At 59.7% G+C, this 19,203-nt stretch carries 19 protein-coding genes; 11 read left to right on the forward strand and 8 right to left on the reverse strand.

Annotated features, from left to right (window positions below; translation table 11 throughout):
• Window positions 1-86: 86 nt before the first annotated feature.
• The 4 genes from BCL67_RS12885 (at window position 87) to BCL67_RS12900 (ending at window position 4,951) form a co-directional block, all read left to right on the forward strand.
• Window positions 87-668 (forward strand): recombinase family protein, encoded by a 582-nt coding sequence (locus BCL67_RS12885; RefSeq protein ID WP_181256012.1) that lies wholly within the window; start codon window positions 87-89, stop codon window positions 666-668.
• A 76-nt stretch (window positions 669-744) separates the two neighbouring features.
• Window positions 745-1,728, forward strand: coding sequence for an AAA family ATPase (locus BCL67_RS12890; protein WP_258175057.1), 984 nt, complete (start codon window positions 745-747; stop codon window positions 1,726-1,728).
• Window positions 1,729-2,280: 552 nt separating this feature from the next.
• Complete coding sequence (locus BCL67_RS12895; RefSeq protein ID WP_258175063.1) at window positions 2,281-4,080, forward strand: S8 family serine peptidase; 1,800 nt, start codon at window positions 2,281-2,283, stop codon at window positions 4,078-4,080.
• 670 nt (window positions 4,081-4,750) lie between these two features.
• Window positions 4,751-4,951: a CsbD family protein gene (locus tag BCL67_RS12900; RefSeq protein WP_106123834.1), complete on the forward strand. Its 201-nt coding sequence runs from the start codon at window positions 4,751-4,753 to the stop codon at window positions 4,949-4,951.
• A gap of 344 nt (window positions 4,952-5,295) precedes the next feature.
• Here the strand turns inward: BCL67_RS12900 and BCL67_RS12905 are convergent, their stop codons facing one another.
• Window positions 5,296-5,943, reverse strand: a complete 648-nt coding sequence (locus BCL67_RS12905; RefSeq protein WP_106123835.1) for a response regulator — start codon at window positions 5,941-5,943, stop codon at window positions 5,296-5,298.
• On the reverse strand, window positions 5,940-7,151 hold the full coding sequence (locus tag BCL67_RS12910; protein ID WP_146131164.1) for a sensor histidine kinase: 1,212 nt from the start codon (window positions 7,149-7,151) through the stop codon (window positions 5,940-5,942). Before BCL67_RS12910 ends, BCL67_RS12905 begins: the two co-directional genes overlap by 4 nt.
• Before the next feature lie 159 nt (window positions 7,152-7,310).
• Between BCL67_RS12910 and BCL67_RS12915 the strand changes: the two genes are divergently transcribed.
• The 4 genes from BCL67_RS12915 to BCL67_RS12930 all read left to right on the forward strand — a co-directional run bounded on the left by BCL67_RS12915 (window position 7,311) and on the right by BCL67_RS12930 (window position 10,591).
• Window positions 7,311-8,009, forward strand: coding sequence for an ABC transporter ATP-binding protein (locus tag BCL67_RS12915; protein ID WP_106123837.1), 699 nt, complete (start codon window positions 7,311-7,313; stop codon window positions 8,007-8,009).
• The gene (locus tag BCL67_RS12920; RefSeq protein ID WP_106123838.1) at window positions 8,006-9,286 is read left to right on the forward strand and encodes an ABC transporter permease; all 1,281 of its coding nucleotides are present in this window, start codon (window positions 8,006-8,008) and stop codon (window positions 9,284-9,286) included. The genes BCL67_RS12915 and BCL67_RS12920 overlap by 4 nt, the downstream gene beginning before the upstream one ends.
• A 9-nt stretch (window positions 9,287-9,295) precedes the next feature.
• Window positions 9,296-9,784: a MarR family transcriptional regulator gene (locus tag BCL67_RS12925; RefSeq protein ID WP_106123839.1), complete on the forward strand. Its 489-nt coding sequence runs from the start codon at window positions 9,296-9,298 to the stop codon at window positions 9,782-9,784.
• 384 nt (window positions 9,785-10,168) lie between these two features.
• Window positions 10,169-10,591, forward strand: coding sequence for a general stress protein (locus tag BCL67_RS12930; protein WP_106123840.1), 423 nt, complete (start codon window positions 10,169-10,171; stop codon window positions 10,589-10,591).
• 675 nt (window positions 10,592-11,266) lie between these two features.
• On the opposite strand, the gene BCL67_RS12935 is transcribed toward BCL67_RS12930, so the two are convergent.
• Both BCL67_RS12935 and BCL67_RS12940 read right to left on the reverse strand, forming a co-directional pair.
• Window positions 11,267-11,845, reverse strand: coding sequence for an RNA polymerase sigma factor (locus BCL67_RS12935; protein WP_106123841.1), 579 nt, complete (start codon window positions 11,843-11,845; stop codon window positions 11,267-11,269).
• Between the two features lie 585 nt (window positions 11,846-12,430).
• The gene (locus tag BCL67_RS12940; RefSeq protein WP_106123842.1) at window positions 12,431-12,694 is read right to left on the reverse strand and encodes a hypothetical protein; all 264 of its coding nucleotides are present in this window, start codon (window positions 12,692-12,694) and stop codon (window positions 12,431-12,433) included.
• A gap of 665 nt (window positions 12,695-13,359) precedes the next feature.
• On the opposite strand from BCL67_RS12940, the gene BCL67_RS12945 reads away from it, so the two are divergent.
• A complete protein-coding gene (locus tag BCL67_RS12945) occupies window positions 13,360-13,662 on the forward strand; it encodes a histone-like nucleoid-structuring protein Lsr2 (RefSeq protein ID WP_106123843.1) in 303 nt (100 codons plus the stop codon).
• Window positions 13,663-13,794: 132 nt separating this feature from the next.
• Here BCL67_RS12945 and BCL67_RS12950 read toward each other — a convergent pair whose 3' ends face one another.
• The 3 genes from BCL67_RS12950 to BCL67_RS12965 all read right to left on the reverse strand — a co-directional run bounded on the left by BCL67_RS12950 (window position 13,795) and on the right by BCL67_RS12965 (window position 16,023).
• Window positions 13,795-14,556, reverse strand: a complete 762-nt coding sequence (locus tag BCL67_RS12950) for an RES family NAD+ phosphorylase (RefSeq protein WP_106123844.1) — start codon at window positions 14,554-14,556, stop codon at window positions 13,795-13,797.
• Window positions 14,471-14,836 carry a hypothetical protein gene (locus BCL67_RS12955; RefSeq protein WP_106123845.1) on the reverse strand — a complete coding sequence of 122 codons (366 nt, stop codon included), beginning with the start codon at window positions 14,834-14,836 and terminating at the stop codon, window positions 14,471-14,473. Before BCL67_RS12955 ends, BCL67_RS12950 begins: the two co-directional genes overlap by 86 nt.
• A gap of 392 nt (window positions 14,837-15,228) precedes the next feature.
• Entirely contained in the window at window positions 15,229-16,023 is a 795-nt protein-coding gene (locus BCL67_RS12965; protein WP_258175059.1) for a ParA family protein, read from the reverse strand.
• 206 nt (window positions 16,024-16,229) lie between these two features.
• On the opposite strand from BCL67_RS12965, the gene BCL67_RS12970 reads away from it, so the two are divergent.
• Entirely contained in the window at window positions 16,230-16,658 is a 429-nt protein-coding gene (locus BCL67_RS12970) for a LexA family protein (protein ID WP_106123848.1), read from the forward strand.
• A complete protein-coding gene (locus BCL67_RS12975; RefSeq protein ID WP_106123849.1) occupies window positions 16,640-17,962 on the forward strand; it encodes a Y-family DNA polymerase in 1,323 nt (440 codons plus the stop codon). The genes BCL67_RS12970 and BCL67_RS12975 overlap by 19 nt, the downstream gene beginning before the upstream one ends.
• Window positions 17,963-17,976: 14 nt before the next feature.
• Here BCL67_RS12975 and BCL67_RS12980 read toward each other — a convergent pair whose 3' ends face one another.
• The gene (locus BCL67_RS12980; protein WP_106123850.1) at window positions 17,977-19,113 is read right to left on the reverse strand and encodes a replication initiation protein; all 1,137 of its coding nucleotides are present in this window, start codon (window positions 19,111-19,113) and stop codon (window positions 17,977-17,979) included.
• Window positions 19,114-19,203 lie beyond the last annotated feature (90 nt).

Below are 19,203 nucleotides of genomic sequence, written 5' to 3' on the forward strand. Positions count from 1 at the left end.
CCATACAAACACTGGACTCTCGGTGCACGTATACCCCGCCCGATTAAAAGCCCGGTGAAGGCCCCCTATCTGCAACACTTGAGTGCATGACTGGACTGAAGATCGGATACGCCCGGGTTTCGACGACCGGGCAAGACCTCACCGCTCAACGCGAAGGACTCATTGCTCTCGGTGTCGATGCCGATCAGGTCTATGTCGATCACGGACTTACCGGCACCAACCGGACCCGCCCCGGGCTCCGCGAAGCCCTCGCCGCAGTCCGCTCCGGAGACACCCTGGTAGTGACGAAGCTCGACCGCCTCGCTCGATCACTCCCGGATGCGCGGAACATCGCTGATGAACTCACCACCAAGGGGGTGACGCTGAGTATCGGCGGCAGCCTCTATGACCCCAACGATGCGGTGGGTCGGCTGCTCTTCAACGTCCTCGGCATGGTGGCTGAGTTCGAAGCCGACCTCATCCGGGCTCGCACTCGAGAAGGCATGGCCGTCGCCAAGGCGAAAGGCCGGCTCCGCGGGAAGCAACCGAAGCTCTCCCCCTCAAAGCGCAAGCACCTTCTCGCCACCCATGAAGCGGGGACTCACACTCAGACCGAGTTGGCGGAGCTTTTCGATGTTTCCCGCGCGACCATCTACCGTGAGCTTCAACGCACGCAGCCGGAGCCGTGATGGGCTCTGCCCCGGCAGAAGATGGACTACGGGGACCCGGTGCGCGTCGAGGGTCACGACCTAGAAACCACGTACGATGGACGGCATGGCAGGCAGGCACCTCAAGGAACTCTTCAAAGCGTTCCAGACACACGATGAACTAACGTTCCGTCGTGTCGCCACGGAGATCATCGAAGAAGAAGAGTCAAAGCATCACAATGCTCTGGCCAGGGACCTTCGTCGGCTCCTGGTTGTCGGCGGTTCGCCGATCGACACCGGTTCGACGGTTCTGATTCCTTCACCCCCAAAAGACCGTGAAGGAGAATGGGATCTCGGGGAAGTTCGAGAGCCGAGCAGGATGCTTGATGATCTAATCCTGGACCCTCACCTCGTCGCGGAGTTAGATAGCCTCGTCAATGAGGTCCAGCAGTGGCCTACCTTAGACGGTGCTGGGATCCCCCGTAGACAACGCTTGCTTTTAGAGGGCCCACCCGGGTGTGGTAAGACGACTGCCGCTGAGGCTCTTGCCCACGAGCTTGGTAGACCATTTCTGCTTGTCCGTCTGGACGCAGTAGTTTCATCGTACTTAGGTGAGACAGCAAGTAATCTCCGCAGGATTCTGGAATATGCGGATCAAGCTCCCTTTGTAGTCCTTTTTGATGAGTTCGATGCTTTGGGACGCTCTCGGGACGACCAAGCAGAGCATGGCGAAATGAAGCGGGTTGTCACCGCTTTCTTACAGATGACTGACCGTTATAGTGGTCCTAGCATTCTGCTTGCGGCTACGAACCACTCGGGATTACTCGATCAAGCACTCTGGAGACGCTTTGACGAAGTCTTAACGTTCAGGAAGCCAACTGTCCATGAGTTTCGCCGACTCATACGACTGCGTTTGCGTACAACTGCGCATAGGGGCCTCGATATTGATCGCTACGCAAGTAAGCTAAAAGGCCTTCCACATGCTGCGGCAGAAAAACTAGTCAACGACGCTCGCCGTGAAGCCATTCTCCGCGACGCTCGGGAAGTTGAAGCACGCGACTTTGAGACAGTTCTTCCAAGCATCACGCGCCGTCCATGGTAAGGGTGGTCTATGCCACAGCATCTCCAACTGCCGCCACCCCGATCGGTATCGTCTCGACGCACTAGTCAGGCGGGGGGAAAACGACCCTCTCGGCAGGCCGGCGAACACGGAACCCATCTCAAACAACAGCTCGCAACAGTGGTGCAGAAGCCTCGCAGGTTAGACGCCGGCGTCGACCCGAAGCTTGTATTCAAGATATCTGCGCAGTCCCGACCCACCGAGGAAACTTTCTTAAATCGGGGGCTAAAAGTCCTGGGCGAGACTGTCGACTACACGTACTTTGTACTGACAGACGATCAAGGCTCATCTCTGGCGACCGATCTTGATAAGTACGCGAAGACAGGAAGTCTCAAATCTTTCTTCGACCTAATCAAAGACATCGAGCCCTACGGCCCCGAGGATCGAATGGGGCCGGGGTTAGACGCAATCGGGCTGGAGTACACAGGACAACGGACTCTAGATGTAGCTATATGGCCTTCGGGGAAGGTACAGGAGGCGCAGGACCGAGCTACGACAGTCGAGACAGTCGTGGAACGTTCGGGCGGCACCATTATGTTGCGCTCAATCACACCTCGTAGAAGCTATCTGCGCATTTCGGTCTCATCGGAGACACTCAATGACCTATTGGACATCAGTGCGATAGAAACGATTCGTACGCCACCTGTGCCTTATCTGGACTTCAGGGAGTGGTGGAATGCAGACTCGCAGAGTCTTCAGCGCGCGACCGAGAACGGAACTGTGGTCGGAATCTTAGATGATTCGCCACATCCGGGGCACCCACTGTTGCAAGGACTCATACTCTCAGACGAACACTTAGCCCCGGAATCTTACCAATGGCAGCGCCGGGGCACACATGGCACGGAGGTTGCAGGAAGGGTCCTATACCCAAACCTCCACGATGAACTCCGTGACCTCAAACCGCTAACCGCTGTTGGTGCCGTACGGTCTATACGAGTCTTGGAGCCTGACCCAAACTTTCCGGGTGCCACTCGTTTCCCTACCTTCGGTTTCCCCCATCAACTCGTAGAGGACGGGATACGACACCTTCACTCCACGTATGGGGTGCGCCTGTTCAACCTTTCCCTCGGTTACTCCGAAGCATTCAACGATATTCACGTCGGAGCGCTTACTGAAGTAATCGATGATCTCGTAAGAGAACTCGATATTGTAGTAGTTCTCCCCACCGGAAATGCTCCGATAAGCATCGAAGCACAGACCCCTTCCGGTCACCATGTTGTCGATGATAAGCCGGACTATTTCTACACCAGAGAGCACCGGATCGCTGAACCCGGACCAGCGGCACTGGCTATTACAGTCGGCTCCATAGCTCTGAGCGGCGCATCAGCGGAACGCCCAAATAATTACGGCTGGATGGCAGTCGCTGAGGCAGGCGAAGCGTCCCCATTCAGCCGCTCCGGACCCGGCCTGGGAACGAACAAGAAACGTTTGAACAAGCCCGAAATCGTGGACTACGGAGGCAACGTCGTTCTCAACGACAGCGGCCATGTCGCTCAGAATGAACCTGGAGCGAGCATAGTTACTCCGTCCTTCAAATCCAACGGACAAAGACTGCTTTCCGCCGTCAACGGCACTAGCTTCGCAGCTCCCGCAGTCGCTCGCGTCGCAGCCGACATTGCCGATGCATACCCGAGTGCGTCAGCAAATCAGATTCGCTCTCTACTTGGTTTGAGCGCGAAACTTCCAAAGGCTACTAAGAACGTTGATGAAGGTCACCTCAACAGCTGGCTCTATGGCTACGGTAGAGCTGACCGCGAGGCGGCACTCTCTAGTAACTCCAACAGAGTCACTCTCACATACGACGGTGACATGCCGGTGGATACCGTCCAGATTCATCCACTCCCCGTGCCCGACATATTCCGCCGAGGCACAAAGGCAGGAGAACGAACTATCACGGTCTCACTCGCGTTCGACCCGCCAGTGAGACGCCAACGTCGGGAGTATCTGGCTGGGTCTATGCAGGTCGATATCTTTCGTGACGTCGATCCAGATTCGCTGCAAGAGATCCTAGCTAAGCAAGATCCCGATGAACCTCTGCCGCCTATAACTGGTCGGCGGCGTCTTGAGCTAACTCCCGGCAGCGATTCTTTCCTGAGCAGCACGCTTCAGGTCCGCAACTGGAGTAGAAAAAAGACCTTCGTCGATGACTCGGACACGTTCTATGTGGTTGTGACACATAAAGCGCAGACATGGGCACGCGATGACCCAAAATACACTCGCCAACGATATGCACTATCCGTGTGCCTGGAAGACCAACATCTGGTCGAGGCCGACCTGTACCAAATGGTGTCGCAACGTCTTCAGCTTCCGATCCGCAGCAGGGTGACGGGCTAACTTAGTTGATGCACGAGACGCTAGACAGAGTGCTGAGGCGTCGTCGGACAGTCAAGAAGGACTGGAAGCAACTACGCAGACAAGTTTTCCCGTCCGCTGCGGCACACGGCACTGGACCAACTCTGGGGTGACCGGCGTGTCTTATAAAACTACTGGTTAATAAAACAGCGAGCGGTGCCAGAGTTCGCGTCGCGGTCGCGTACAGATATCGAGTCAATAGAAGTGGCCCGATCGTCCCCCCCCTCGAGAGGAACTGGTGTGATTATTCACGTTCCCACACACGGCCCCACCGGCCACAGGATCGTCAATGGGATACGTGTCAGAGGCGACTCGGAGGCAACGGTGACCCGGAGCCAGATGACAAGAAAAGGACGAGGTTCTCGGAGTTACTCCTCGGGCAGCCTGTAAATGGGCTGGTCGAAGTCGGAGATCGACGATAGTAAGAATCCACAAACCACCCGACTCCCATTGAAGGGAACCTGAACTACACGCCGACATGACCTCCAGGGTCATGTGATCATTCCAAAATGGTGCCTAGTCGCGGCGTCCTCCGGTCTCATCCAAGCATCGGTTCGCTGTGAGTATCCTGGAAAACACCGCCTTAGGGTGACAGGTCAGATTGGGATCAGTAACGTGATGAAGGACTTGCCCGCTGACGACAGGAGCCACTATGGGACTCGATGATAAGGCCAGCAACAAGACCGAAGAAGCTACCGGATCCGTCAAAGAGGGCTTCGGCAAACTGACCGGTGATCGGGAGACCGAAGCCGAAGGAAAAGGTCAGAAGAACCAGGCGAAGGTGAAGGACGTCGCTCAGGATGCGAAGGACAGCATCAAGGGTTTCGCTGAAGGTCTGAAGAAAAACGACTGAATCTCCTGGGCAGCTCCGTCCAATGCGGAGCTGAGTGGAGAGATTTTCCCGGTGCCGGGTCCGAGTAATTGGACCCGGCACTGTTGTGTGCTCCGGCCTGGGCTACTCACCGGTACTCGCCGGTCTTCCAGCGATCGGTCTTCTCTCACCAGTCACCAACCCAAGGGCCGGGTACATCTAGAAGACGGCCCCAGCTCTTCCTACCTGTCGCAGCGCATCACCGGAGCCGGAGTTTGCCGGGGTGGGGAGAGCACATGTCTAGCCTCGTGACCCATAAGTGCGGCAACATCTCGTGCCTGTTCCGTGACCTGCGTACAAAGCGGTTAGAAGTGTCGGTGGAGAAGTCATAGGAGCCCGTCTAATCCCGCACGGTGGGCCAGGATGGCCAGTTCAGTGCGGTCACGCGCATCGAGTTTCGTGAGGATCCGACTGACATAGGTCCTGGCGGTGGCGGAACTCAAATACAGTTCAGCAGCGATCTCAGAGTTTGTCCGGCCCTGTGCCACCGCTTTGAGAACCTGCAGCTCACGTTCTGTGAGCACCGAGAAATCCTGACTGTCTCCCGCGGGCGGACCGGCCGCGACGTGGTCCATGAGTTTCCTCATGATCTGAGGAGAGAGCTGACTCTCCCCTGCCGCGACTGCGCGGACTGCTTCGCGCAGTCGCGGCCCCGAGGTGTCCTTGAGCAGGTACCCGGCTGCCCCGGCTCTAATGGCGCTAAGGACCTCGTCATCGTCGTCAAACGTGGTCAAAATCAGAACCGCGGGCGAACGCTCAGATTCCTTGATGCGCGAAGTAGCGTCCACACCATTCATCACCGGCATACGGATATCCATAAGCACCACATCGGGGTGTAGCTTCTTGACCTGGTCAAGGGATTCTTCGCCATTGCTTGCTTCCCCGATGACCTCGATTTCCGAGTCATTCTCCAACAGCGCCCGCAAGCCGGTCCGCACGAGGTGCTGGTCGTCTGTGAGCAGAACTCTGATCATGCTGATGCCTTCTCAAAGCGTTGTGGCTGCGCCGGCTCGATGGGCAGCAGTGCCCGGACTCGGAACCCTTCACCCCAGGGGCCTGTCTCTATCGACCCTCCTACTGCGGCGGCGCGTTCTTTCATACCCACCAACCCCACGCCAGCGTGGGTGTCCCCGAGGCTTCCGTGTGGTCCGTTATCCCGCACGGTGACCTCTAGATCCTTTCCACGTTCCCGAATCTGCACATAGACCGTACGAGCGGCTGAATGCTTGGCGACGTTAGTCAGTGCTTCTTGCACGATGCGATACACCACCGCCTCGACTTCTTCGCCGAACTGACGGGTCACCGTAATATCTGCCTCGATGGTCAACGCAGAGTCCGCGAACACAGACTTCTCCAGGGCCGCAATCGAGACCACCGGGCGTCGCACCTCGTGTTCCCTCAATTTTCGCACCGTAGCTCTCAGCTCGGCGATCATCTCGCCACTGGTCGAGCTGATGATCCCGAGGGCGCCCTGCGCCGCAGCAGGGTTTCCCGGGAGAGCCTCCGTAGCGACCTCGGTGTGCATCGAGATTACGGTGGTCTGGTGCCCCAGGGTGTCGTGGAGCTCCCGAGCGATCTCAGCCCGTTCGGACGCGGCGATGGCTTGAGCCAGAGTTCTCTCCTGCTCAGCGGTCGCCTCCAGCAGCCGAGCAGAACGCAGGGACGCCTCACGACGTGAACGGGCACCATCGCCCAACGCGATCACCGCAGCCATCAGCGCAACCTCCGGAGCCAAGGTATAGACAAAGAGGGAGAACACATTCTCGTCAGTTTGCCTCACGAAGGGTGCCACCACGGCTGCGGCGAAGAACAAGAAGACCAGGCCACCTGCGATCTTCAGCGACCAGCGGGGCCGGTCCTGCTTGGCCACGGAGTACAGGGCCGCGGCTAGCGGCAGCCCAAGACCGATGTTCGGATAGCCAGACGCGTTGTAGAGCATCAGGACGACAACGCTGAAGAACAAGACGCTCAAAGGGAAGCGGCGCCGCCAGAACAGCGACATTCCCAAGGCCAACGCGAACAGGTACGCCAGCGCATCCGGGGCGCGGATGCCTCCCTGTTCGGCTTGGATGATCATCCCCAGCACGAGGAAGAGACCCACTGCCAGGCACGCGTCAATCACCTTCGGCCGTTCCAGCAGTGCACCCTGCAGTTTCTCTACACCACTGGCAGGTCTATACATGAGACCAGTGTAGAGACCGGCTCTGCGCGCAGGCAGTCGCCTGGAATCGACACAGCACTGTCGCTTCCAGGCGACGTAGAAGACGATCACAGGCCGATGTATGACCCAGGCCCGCTTCCATAGATTGGAATCAACACATCCACAGAGAGGCTCATCATCATGGCATCACCGGTCCTTGAGACCCACGGCCTCGTGAAGACCTATGGGCACGCAGAGTCCGAGTTTCAGGCCCTGAAAGGGATCACCACACAGATCTGGAACGCCGAGAGCGTCGCGGTGGTCGGCAAATCTGGCTCCGGGAAATCAACCCTGATGCACCTGTTGGCCCTGCTGGATGCACCCACCCAGGGAAGCATCGTGCTCAGCGGACAGATGACGTCCCAGCTGGGGGCCCGAGAGTTTTCTCAGCTGCGCAACGAGACTTTCGGTTTTGTCTTCCAGCAGTTCTTCCTCAACCCGCAGCAGACGGTGTTGGAAAATGTCACCCTGCCCCTGAAGATCGCAGGAGTCAGCAAAGCCGAACGCAATCGGCGTGGCATGGAGACCCTGGAACAACTCGACATGGCGGAGAAGGCGAAGAACAAGGCCACCACCCTCTCTGGGGGCCAGAAGCAACGAGCGTGTATCGCCCGGGCGCTGATCAATGATCCCACGGTGATCTTCGCTGATGAGCCCACCGGCAACCTAGACACCGCCACCGGCGAGATCGTCGAAGACATCCTTTTCGACCTGCACGCCCGGCGGATGATCACGCTGATCGTGGTGACCCACGATGAGGACCTCGCAGCGAAATGTCAACGCCGCCTCATCATGCAGGATGGGCAGATCCTTCGGGAAGAACGCGGGGTTACCCCGTGAGGACCCCAGACCTGATCGGTACCGCCGTATCAAACACGTCCCGATCAAAACTGCGCACCGCACTGACTGTCATCGCGATCGTGATCGGGGCATTCACCCTGACCGTAACCGCCGGCATCGGTACCGGGGTCAACAAGTACATCGACACCATGACGGCCAGCTTCGGCGATGAGGACCAGCTCTACATCCTCGATGAGACCAACATGGACCGGGCAGGAGCCCCTGGCAGCACCGGGGCCCCACCGGAATACGACCCCGAGACCGCTGGTGCAAGTTCCGAATTCGGTTTCATCACCCTCGATGCTGACGATATCGAAGCGATCCAGGGCATCGACGGCATCGAAGCCGTCAACCCCTTGGTCTCTGTCACCGGGGAATATTTGGAGACACCCAACGGAACTGCATACGCGCTGAACCAGTTCGACGCCCCGCAGAACGCCTCCGGCCTGGAACTCACCGCTGGAGCCGTCCCCGAGGGTGATAGCGAGATCACCATACCCAGCGCGTGGCTGGAGATCTTCGACACCGAGGACCCCGACGCTGTGCTCGGTCAGGAGATCGAGATCGGGCTGCTCAATACGATCGGAGAACCCCAGACCACCACGGCTGAGATTTCGGGGGTCACCGAAGAGGCCATCTCTGGTCTGGGTGGGAACCCGATGCCCTCCGTCGCGCTCAATGATGCGCTGTACCAGTTGCAGACCTCCGGCATGGATATCGATGACCAATACATGGCGGTCACCGCAGTGGTCCCCGATCTGGAGGGTAACGAGAACGCAGTCAAAGCCGACCTGGAGGACCAGGGCTACCTGGCGATGACGGTCGAAGATCAAATCGGCGCGATCCAGGGAATCATCAACATGATCACCTACATCTTGATCGGCTTCGCCCTGATCGCCCTGTTAGCAGCAAGCTTCGGCATCGTGAACACGCTGCTGATGAGCGTGCAGGAACGCACCCGCGAGATCGGGCTGATGAAAGCTCTTGGCATGAGTGGGGGCCGGGTCTTCGGCCTGTTCTCCCTGGAAGCCGTCATCATCGGTCTGCTGGGCTCGATCATTGGCATCGGACTCGGCGTGATCACCGGGGTGGCCGGTAACCAGTACCTCACCAGCGGGCCCCTATCAGACGTTGCGGGGCTCACACTCTTCGAGGTCGACCCCGCAACCATGGGGCTCATCGGACTGCTCATCGTCGCGATCGCCTTCATCTCGGGCACACTGCCTGCCTCCCGCGCGGCACGAAAAGACCCCATCACCGCCCTTCGACACGAATAGGAACACCTCATGACCTTGCCCACCGAAGACCTGCTCCAGCAATATGCCGACGATCGACTGGCCCTGGCCCGGCTCAATGCCATGCAGCGAATTGAACAGTTCTCAGACGCGAACCTCACCATGCATGAGCTCCGCGTAGTTCTCCTGGTCGCCTCAGGAATCGCGCCCAGCAGAGAGCGTCTCATCACCGTCCTTCAGTCCCGGACAGACAGCACCATCGCTACCCTGGGCCAGCTCGTCCAGCAGGGGTATATCGAACCAGTCGTTCCCGAGAACGACAGGCTCACCCCGACCGAGGATGCGATGAACCTCTTCGATGCCATGGCCGAACGCCGCGACATCACTATGGAACTGCTGGCCAATCTCGATCCGGACGACCTGGAAGCACTGGTTCAGGGGACCCGGGCGTTGCGTGTCGCGATGGAACTCGACGCCTCCGAAGAAGGTGGCCTACTCCCGGCGGACACCTTGACGCGCATGCACAACCACACCGGCTAAGACACGACGTAGCGCCGGTGCGGCGGTCGCCCTTCCGACCCACGCACTGACCGCACCACAGAGGCATCATCTGCCAATCCTGCGCGATCCAATAGACCCCCGCTGGGTGATGCGGCCCAGCGGTGGACATGGTCTGCTCATCGACAACAGTGCTTCCCCGATGAGCAGGGCATGTCATCACAGGGGTCGGTCATCCTGATTTTGCCCCTTCTCAGGATGACCGGCCCCTCCCCCGACACCCTCCGAGCCCACCACCTATTTAAAGGTGGTCATCAGAAAGGACATCTCATGTCACACGTCTCTTCCCAACCCTCAGCAACCGACACCTCATTCCCCACATCCGGACCAAGTACCCCGGATCAGCCCGACACCAGGACCTCGGCCGTGCTGCGAGAGTTCACGGACTACAACCAGGCGCAGCGCCTCGTGGACAGTCTCTCCGACGACAAATTCCCAGTTGAGCATCTTCGCATCGTGGGTCTTGGCGTCCGTACTGAGGAACAGATCACTGGACGCATGACAAAAGGTAGAGCCGCCCTCGCAGGAGCCGCTGGCGGCGCCTGGTTCGGCGTACTCTTCGGCGTGTTAATCGGCCTCTTCGCTCCCGGAGCTATCTGGCTGACGGTCATCCTCGGAAGCGTGGCCTTTGCCGCCTTCTGGGGAGCCGCATTCGGATTCGTCGCTCACTGGGCCACCCGAGGCAAGCGAGACTTCGCCAGCATCCAGACCATCAAAGCCGACCGGTACGCCGTCATGGTCGACGCGCAGTACTACACAGAAGCACGGAACCTCGCCGAGAAGATCTAACGGAGCACGGCTGAGGACCACGCTGTTCGCTTCACCGGGCGTATAGAACAACCCCAGCCGGCGGATCACTCGGCGAACTCCGCGTGCACCGATAATCGATCGTGTGTCACCGGCGTGATGTCCAGCAGTGTCAGCAGTCCCTGAACTCCGCCAGACCAGCTCGAGCCTCGGTCAGCGTCCCTAAGGGCACCATGCTCACAGGTGACAAGCTCAACCAGGCATGACAGTGCCGTAAGAGCATCGGTTACACGCTGGAACATCAGTGCCAGCACCCCGCCAACCGGGTCATCATCACTGGATAGCTCTCAGCCTCGGCGGAGACAACTCTCCTGCCGATCAGATCACCACGAGGCAAAGTCAGGCCCGGACAACGGCGGAGCCACCGGCAACGCTACCCGCGTCTCCCCACCCCACCGGTTAACAAGACACCACGAATTATGAACGGCTCAGCACCTGTTACGGGCAGTCCGGGCCCCATCGGCGCTGAGCTCGTGGGTCGAGCTGTTTCAATCGATCGGGCCCGGCAAGCGGGCGGCCACAGAAGGGGCAGGATCACTGTGTGACCTGCATTCTCTCCAATGCCCAGGTCTGTCTTAGGATTTTCAGTCTCCCCCAGCAAACGAAAAGTGGTCCGCGCACAGACAATGGAACTCACCAATCGAGGCGACCATCCCGTCAGCTTGGTCCTTTCCTCTCCAGGGCTTGTTGCAAACACCTCAACCCGTTGTACATCCGCGTCCGCAGTGTCCCCACCCCCACTCCGGTCCGTTCCGAGAGCTGCTGGTAGGTTATTCCCTCTATTTGCACAGCTGCAATGACCTCGCGGTGCTCCGAGATGAGGCCTGACAGAGCTTCATAGAGGTCTAATCTCTCCTCCATGAGCCGGTCCTCGATGGCTGATCGACTCTCCCACTCCGCGGTCTCTCGCTGCGCTGGCGCCACTCGTCCAGCGCGGGCACGCAGCTGATCAGTCACGATGTTCCTCATGATGGAGAACAACCATGTCCTGCCCGCACCATCCTGAGCGGTATAACCGTCTCTGTCGTGCCCCGCGCGCACAAAGGTCTCTTCCACACAGTCTTCGGCCACGGAACGGTCGCCCAGGGCGTTGAGCGCGAATGCAAACAGGGGCTCCGCATTCTTCTCGAAAGCGTCAGAAATATCGAAAGACGCGTCAGCCTGGTCACGCATCCGCTCCACCCCTCTGTAGCTCAAGACCTGCATAACGGCTCTCTCGGTGAAACTGTCAAGCATCGGGGCCCCGCTCGCCTGCGGCTACACCCGGGGGAATATAGAGCCACCGGCCATATAGGTGGTGTTTCAAAGTTGTAGCACCGTCTGCACATAGTAACTAAAGTCGATATATTCGCAACTTTACTCCTCACAGGTGCCGCTAGAGCCATAGGCCTGACACGACTTGATCTCTTTTGCGACGGCATCGCCTTCCGCGACGACTACACATCGCCACGCACAAGGGAACATTCTGTTCACTCCGCGCATCGAGCATCCCCGCGCGAAGACCATTGAGTCCGACAGGGATGGAGATCAGGAGTCCCTGAGAGCTCAATTCCACGACGATGCACAACCCGCGGAGGTCCCTCTAGGCAAGTCGGCGATGCCACAGGTAGTGGCCGAGTCTGGAAGAGGCATGGCTACCGCGACGATGGCACTGGACCAGCTCAGCCACGTGATCAATAACGGCTACGCCTGGACGCTGGCAAGGAAGCCCCGTCCAGCGGAGTCCTGGTCTAGAACCGTGGACAACCCGTTCAAGGACCACCATGAGCGGTGCTCGGGTTACCTAGAGCCCCCCCCCGGACCGCCGATGACAGTTCTCTGTCACGAACGCGACCAGCTTCTGTCTTCTTCGGCAATCTTGGCAAGGATGCGCTCCTCGAGCCCATCGGGCACACTGCCCTCCCGCCAGGTGATGTCCGCCGCGTCGAGTCGTTCGACCGTCGTACGAAGCTCATCGACCTCTTCGTCGATCGTGGGGTCCGCAGCGCGGGCCTGCTTGAGCTCTTGCCTCTCATCATCACTAAGATTCCCTGTCAAGGCTCCAGCAATGAGACTCTCCCTGCATAAATAACTGTCATTCACCATCCGTCTTACCTCCCGCGTTTGGTTAACAACAATTGTATGACGTGACGCCACGACGCGCCCAGAGTTACAACAAGAGTTACAACAAGAGCCCCCTTTTACCGGGTCTACGCGGCTAACGAGGTGACACGCTCCGTGCACCTCCCATGTCTCAGTCCTTTCGCGAGCAGCGGGAGATACTGAACCAAATACATTCTCATTTCATTCTCACCGTATAACATAATCGATGGTCAAATTCGTGCCGATATATGGCTTCCTTGCTCCATGATGCGTCCCCTAGGATAAAGGAGACAGTCTGGCCCTAGGCCCCTCGAACCAGGCTGTCTCCTTTCAGGGAACATAAGAGGGCCGGGCCCCGCTGGCTACGCATCAAGCTGGCGGGGCCTCTCCGTGTTCGACCACGACCCCCGGGGCACCTTCGGCTTTTAATGGTCGCAAAGAGGCGCTGTGGCGCTCTCCGGTCGCCTTCGGGCGTCCAGGACTTGTATCCGCTTACTTTTCAGAACCATATTTCTCACTGGCAAAAACCTGGACGACGAGTTCTCATCCGTGGACTATCCTTTTTTAAGTTACTTATTGCTAGTTAGGACTCCACATGATCGTTCGGAGGCAAGCCGAAGTTCGAAGGGTAGACCCTTGAATTTTCAACTGAACAGTGAGGTTTTGAGATGGCCCAGAAGGTAGAAGTAGTTCTTGTCGATGATCTCGATGGCAGCGAGGCGAGAGAGACGGTCACGTTTGGGCTGGATGCTCGTTTCTACGAGATCGACCTCAGTGAAGATCATGGCAAGGAGCTGCGCGAGACCCTGAAAAAGTACATTCGCAAGGGCCGCGCCATTGCACCACCATCACCACAGAACGAAGCGCGACAGATCCGCCAGTGGGCGGTCAAGAACGGTTACGAAGTCTCTGGGCGGGGTCGGCTGCACCGCGACATTGTCGAGGCCTACCGCAACGCGAAAAAGCGATAACCACCCCCGAGCAATACGGTAGAGATGAGTGTGGCCTGGCAGGAGCTCTCCGCTCTTGCCAGGCCACCGTCGTCTTACTCATCAGGTGCTCCCCCGCACTCAACATGCTGCGGTACCGCGCTGAGGGTGAAGCTAGAAGACGCGGAGCTTGTAGAGATCCGCGATGGACACCAGCTCGGGTGTGCCAGGCTCGATTGGGCCGGTCTTGGTCTCTCGGAACTCCGCCCCGCCGAAGACCGCCCAGCACTCGAACCGAGTATCCACCCGGGAGAGATATCTCAGCCCACCGTAAATGGGCCTGCCGGCGGCGTCGCGTTGGTCAAAGGCCCATGACGCGATAGCTCGGGTGAGTAGTCGGTTGCGTCCGCGGACACTGGCCACATCGATGACCCCCTCCCCCAGGTCCACCAGCTCTGCGGCCATGGCGGTGGAAAGCACTTCGTGGGTGTGGGCGCTCTCCACGTCAAGGAAGGGCAACGGGTCATTTAAGACTGCTTCTGCGATGGTGCGCTTCTCTCGCCAATCCCGCGGCACTCCCCCGACCATCATGAAGCCGGGATCTTGTTCTGCCACGTGCTTCCTGATCGCCGGAGAGGGACGGAACCGGGCCAGCGTCTCCGCATAGGCACCCTCAAGGGAGCTCGCGAAATAGAGCACCCCATGTCCAGGAACGTCGAAGCGGTTACCGGCATGCTTACGCGGGCTATCCTCAGCAGAGATCTCTGACCAGTAGAACGGGTCATCCGCTCGAGCGACGCGGAAGAGCCGCGTCTCGTGAAGGTCCTTGATTGCCGGGGGCTCCAGGTGTTCAGGCAGCATTGAAATACGCGCGTGCTGCGGCCATGACATCCCGGGCCGAGCCGTCACGGATCGTTTCAGCCGGTGATGCGTCATCGAGCTGCGGATTCATCCCCATGAACCATGCCCTGATCGTGGCAGGTTCTTCCTTCTGCCGCAGGAACGTGACCACGGTGTCGAGATCCCGGACTCGCTTCTCTGAGTCATACCGGATGCCGTGCCCCCCGGCCCAGCGCTGCAGCGACCGGCTGTCGACCTCCATGATGAAGGACAGCAACGACGGCCCGAAGACCTCCGTGAGCTCTTGGACGATCTCCGAAACGTCCCTGACCGGGAACTCCGCAGCAGAGTGCGTCCGCACCGTCTCACTCATCATGGCCACCTCCTAGTAGAACTAGTGCAGTCTATTGTCGCACTAACGTCGCCGATTTGTCTGCCACGCCGGGCTCGCCGATCGTCTCAACGTGGTTTTGGGGTACGTCAACTGCCAACTCCTTGAGCCTCAGTTGCGTCACCTCTCCTATGACCTGGCGAAGTAGTTGGCGAGAGCTTCGTTAACGATTTCTTGCTTCGTCTTGCCGGTTTCGAAGCTTGTGCGCCGGATCGAGTCCCGCGCAGATTCAGTGATGCGCGTGGATAGCGGCACTAGCGCTTCCTCTTTGGCAGGAGCCGACGGCGTAGCCGGCGCGGCGTGGGCCGTGGGGACTCCCACGGGCTCATCTGCCGCGGGCTGGATCGGGATGCGGGGGGTGCGAGGCTTCATTTGGGTCACTGGTCTGGCGTCCTTTCCAGGATGGTGTGCAGCACTTGGCGGTAGGCGGCGATGACTGGCTCTGCTCGGTCGTAACCGGGCTGGCCGTACCACTCACTGTTGTAGCGGGCCTGGCGGACCGCTTCACGGGTGGGGATAAAGGGTTTGAGCGCAAGGTCGTTGTCGTTGATGTACTCGATGGAGGCGCGCTCTACCTTCGGAATTACGGTGTCTCGCACGTTAGTAATCACTGCGCCGAGGTCGAGTGGGATTAGTGTCGAGCCGCGAAGCTGCTGGGACCGGGCGAAGGTGGCCAGTGTCTGGCGGGCTCCCTCTACGCCGTCCACACCATCCTCGGTGGGGGTAGCTGAGTAGACCAAACTGCCCGAGGCCATAAGGGCGTTCATAGCGAGCATGCCGCCCTGGCGGTTGGGGCAGTCGATGAACACCACATCGGCAGCGGTTCCCATCAGGGCGGCTCTGAGGCGAGTCTCTCCCCCGTCGGGCTTCTCTGCCTCACGGTTGGCCACAGAACGGTCTGAGGGGATCACAGATAGGTTCTCGTGCCACGTGGAGGTCACGGCAAGTTCATCGGCCCAGCCGGCGGGGTTCTCAGCGGCGAGGATTGCGCCAACGTGGTATCCCTGTTGGTGTGGCGCGATTTCGAGCCACTTGGTTGATGCTGCTCGGGGGTCAAGATCCACGAGCAAGGACCGGTGACCCTGTTCGGCGGCGAGCATAGCGAGGGAGACAGCGGTCGTGGTTTTCCCGACTCCCCCTGATTCACTCCAGACTGAGCAGATCTTGGTCATTGTGTGCATCCATTCATGGTTGCTTACTTGCTTGCATGCATTCTTACATGCTTTTGAAGAGACCAGTAGTACGACACGCATCTTTCATGCATACATGCTTGCAAGCATGTATGCATGAAAGATGCGTGTCGTGAAAGAAAGAAAGCATCTGAAGATCTAGGTCTGCATTGCAGTCGAACCTATGTTCGATAGATACTGAGGCTCCCATGCGTATCGACCAGATCCAGAGTCTCGATGAGACCGACCTGACTCAGGGCCTTCTACAGGTCCCGGAGTCAGTTGCTGTGGGTTTCCCGTCGCCAGCGCAGGACTACCAGACAGCACCGATTAATCTCTCTGAGTACCTGATCCGGGATCTCAACAGCACGTTCCTCGTCCGCGTGTCCGGGGACTCGGTGGAAGGTGCCGGGATCAGTGATGGTGATGAGCTGATTGTGGACCGGTCCCTGACGGCGCGGGACATGTCCGTGGTGATCGCTATTCTCGACGGCGAAATGACCGTCAAGCGGCTCAGGCTGGTCAATGGGGGAGTGGTGCTCCAAGCTGAGAACCCCTCTTACCCCTCGATCCAGGTCCGGGAACTCTCTGAGCTCGATATCTGGGGAGTCGTCATCAAGTGCATCCACAACGTCTAGACGCACCATCGGCCCCAGCAAACCCAGGACCGCGCGAGTACATCGCCCTGATCGACGTCAACAGCTTCTACGTCTCGGCCGAGCGGGTCTTTGACCCCACGCTGCGCGGCCGGCCAGTCCTGATCTTGTCGAATAACGACGGCTGCGCCGTGGCACTGAGCAAGGAGGCTAAGGCGCTGGGGATCAAGATGGGGGAGCCCTGGTTCAAGCTCGCCGCCTCGGCCGAGCGAATGAACCTGGTGGCGAAGTCCTCGAACTATGAGCTGTACGGGCAAATGTCAGATCGCTTCATTGGGGTGCTGCGGGACTGCGCGGCAGAAGTGCAGCAGTACTCCGTGGATGAGGCGTTCGTGAAGCTGCGCGGGACGCTGCCGGAGCTGCTGAGCTGGGCGAAGATGGTTCGGGACCGGATCTGGAAGCACCTCGGGCTACCGGTCTGTGTCGGGATAGCTCGCACAAAGACGCTGGCGAAGATGAGCAATCGCGCTGCGAAGAAGCTCGATCATCTAGGCGGGGTGTGTGTCTGGGAAGCCGTTCCGGAATCGCACCGGGATCAGTTGCTCTCGAACCTCCCGGTCGATGAAGTGTGGGGAATTGCGGGGCGTATGGCCAAGCGGATGGCCGGCCGGGGGATCTCCACGGTCAAGGATTTCCGGGATGCTGACCCGGTGATGCTCCGGGACCGATTCAGCATCGTCATCATGCGCTTATGCCTAGAACTGCGCGGCACACCCTGTCTGCCCTTTGAAGAGGAGACCGAGATCACGGGCCAGTTGATCGTCTCTCGGTCCTTTTCTAAGCCGGTGACCACCAGGGCTGAAATGGCGCAGGTTCTCAGTCTCTATGCGCAGCGGGCCTCGGCCAGGTTGCAGAGACATCATCGCCAGGCGAAGACGGTGACGGCGTGGGCGATGACGAGTCATTTCAACACTGAGGAAGCCCGCGGACCCTCGCTGAAGGTCACCCTGGCCTCTGCCACGGCTGACCCGGTGACCCTGACCATGACGGCGAAACTGCTGCTGCCAAAGCTCGAAGAGGGTGTGCGCTACGCCCGCGCCGGGATCGTGCTGACCGATCTGCAGAAAACCGGGCTTGAACCAACGTTCGATCTCTTTACTGACGCGCACGAGGAACGCAGTATCGGGCCGCTGATCGAGTCCATCCGCAAGAAACTGGATCAGCCGGCTATCGGTTTGGGCGCTGCGGGGCTCAAAGCGGGTCAGGCGTGGGAGATGAAGCGTGAACTGCGCAGTCCTCGGTACACAACACAGTGGGACGAGCTGCCTGTAGTCCGCGCAGTTTAGGAGCTGGAACCGATTTAGGGTCCGGTGGACGGGAGTTGCCGGGCGCACCGGGGTGCGGGTGTCTGGTGTCGGGGGTGCGGCCAGGACCGGGGGTGCCATGGGGGAGAGCCTGCCGAGCGATGAGGGGTTCTCCGGATCACCTGATGCTCCACTGGTGAGAATCGGCACTGATGTCGCACATGGCGGCGCAGCCACCGGTAAACCGTGGCCGGTGAGGCTGCGAGCTTCTGCCCGATCGCGGCCGCTGAGTGGCCCTGTGCGCGCATCTTCTGGGCCGTGCGGGCTTTGGTGTCCGTGCGGGGTTTGCGGGCGGCTGCGGAGGCTATGGGGCCAAGCGCACGGGCCGCGCGCTGCGCGGCCGTGTTGGCCAGCCCGCCGCGCCGGCCCATCTCTGAGAGCGCCTCCCGCATCTGCGACGGCATAGCGATGGTGGAGCGGTGGCCACGGTGGTTCGCCATGTATCGGGCGATGCTGCGGATGATCCCGCGCACCTCACTGGTCCCCAGCGGTTCGGGGGCTGCGTCGTTGGTCTCCCAGGCCACGGCCTCAAAGTCCTCGCCGGCATAGGCGGCGTGACGAGCGACGTCGAACACAGTCTGGTTCCGGTTGCCGGTGTCGATCGCGGCCGCGATCGTACGGTGGGCTTTCTTGGTCGCGCTGCGGCCGGTGAAGCGCATCGCTGAGGGCCATAGGTTCGCGGTTTTGAGCGCCTGGTGTAGCTCCCTGAGCCCATACACCGGGGGAGTGGCGGACGCGCGTAGCTCGGCGCGGGCGTAGGTGGGGTTACGTACCCGCACAGGCGTCAGCGGGTCTACCGCTTCGTCGCCGGCCAGTGCCTCGCGCAGTGCCGCGCCAATAGCGCGGGCGTAAGCGACGGGGCGTTCACGGGCGGTAGATCGCAGGTCAACAGTGTCGATCATCCAGCCGGCCTGTGCGCCCTTGCGAGTCTCCACAATCCAGGAGGGCCGGATCTCGGGCGGGATCGTGTCGAAAATGTCTAGAACAGCCTCGGGACGGTCAACGTCGATCACCAGGACGGACCCAGCTGATCGTGAGGGTGTGTAGAACTCGAACTCGGCCAAGTCCGCCGCGCTGACACGCACCGATGGTGCGGTTTTGGTTGGGGACGCGCGAGCCCAAGCGGTGGCCATATTGCCGAGGAATGAGGCGCGGAAGGCAGCACGAAACGCCGTGTTGTTGCGTGGTCTCTGGGGCGTTTGGGCGCGCGGTGCTACAGTGGG

Origin of the sequence: Nesterenkonia sandarakina, assembly GCF_003003175.1 — a bacterium.
GTDB lineage: Bacteria > Actinomycetota > Actinomycetes > Actinomycetales > Micrococcaceae > Nesterenkonia > Nesterenkonia sandarakina_A.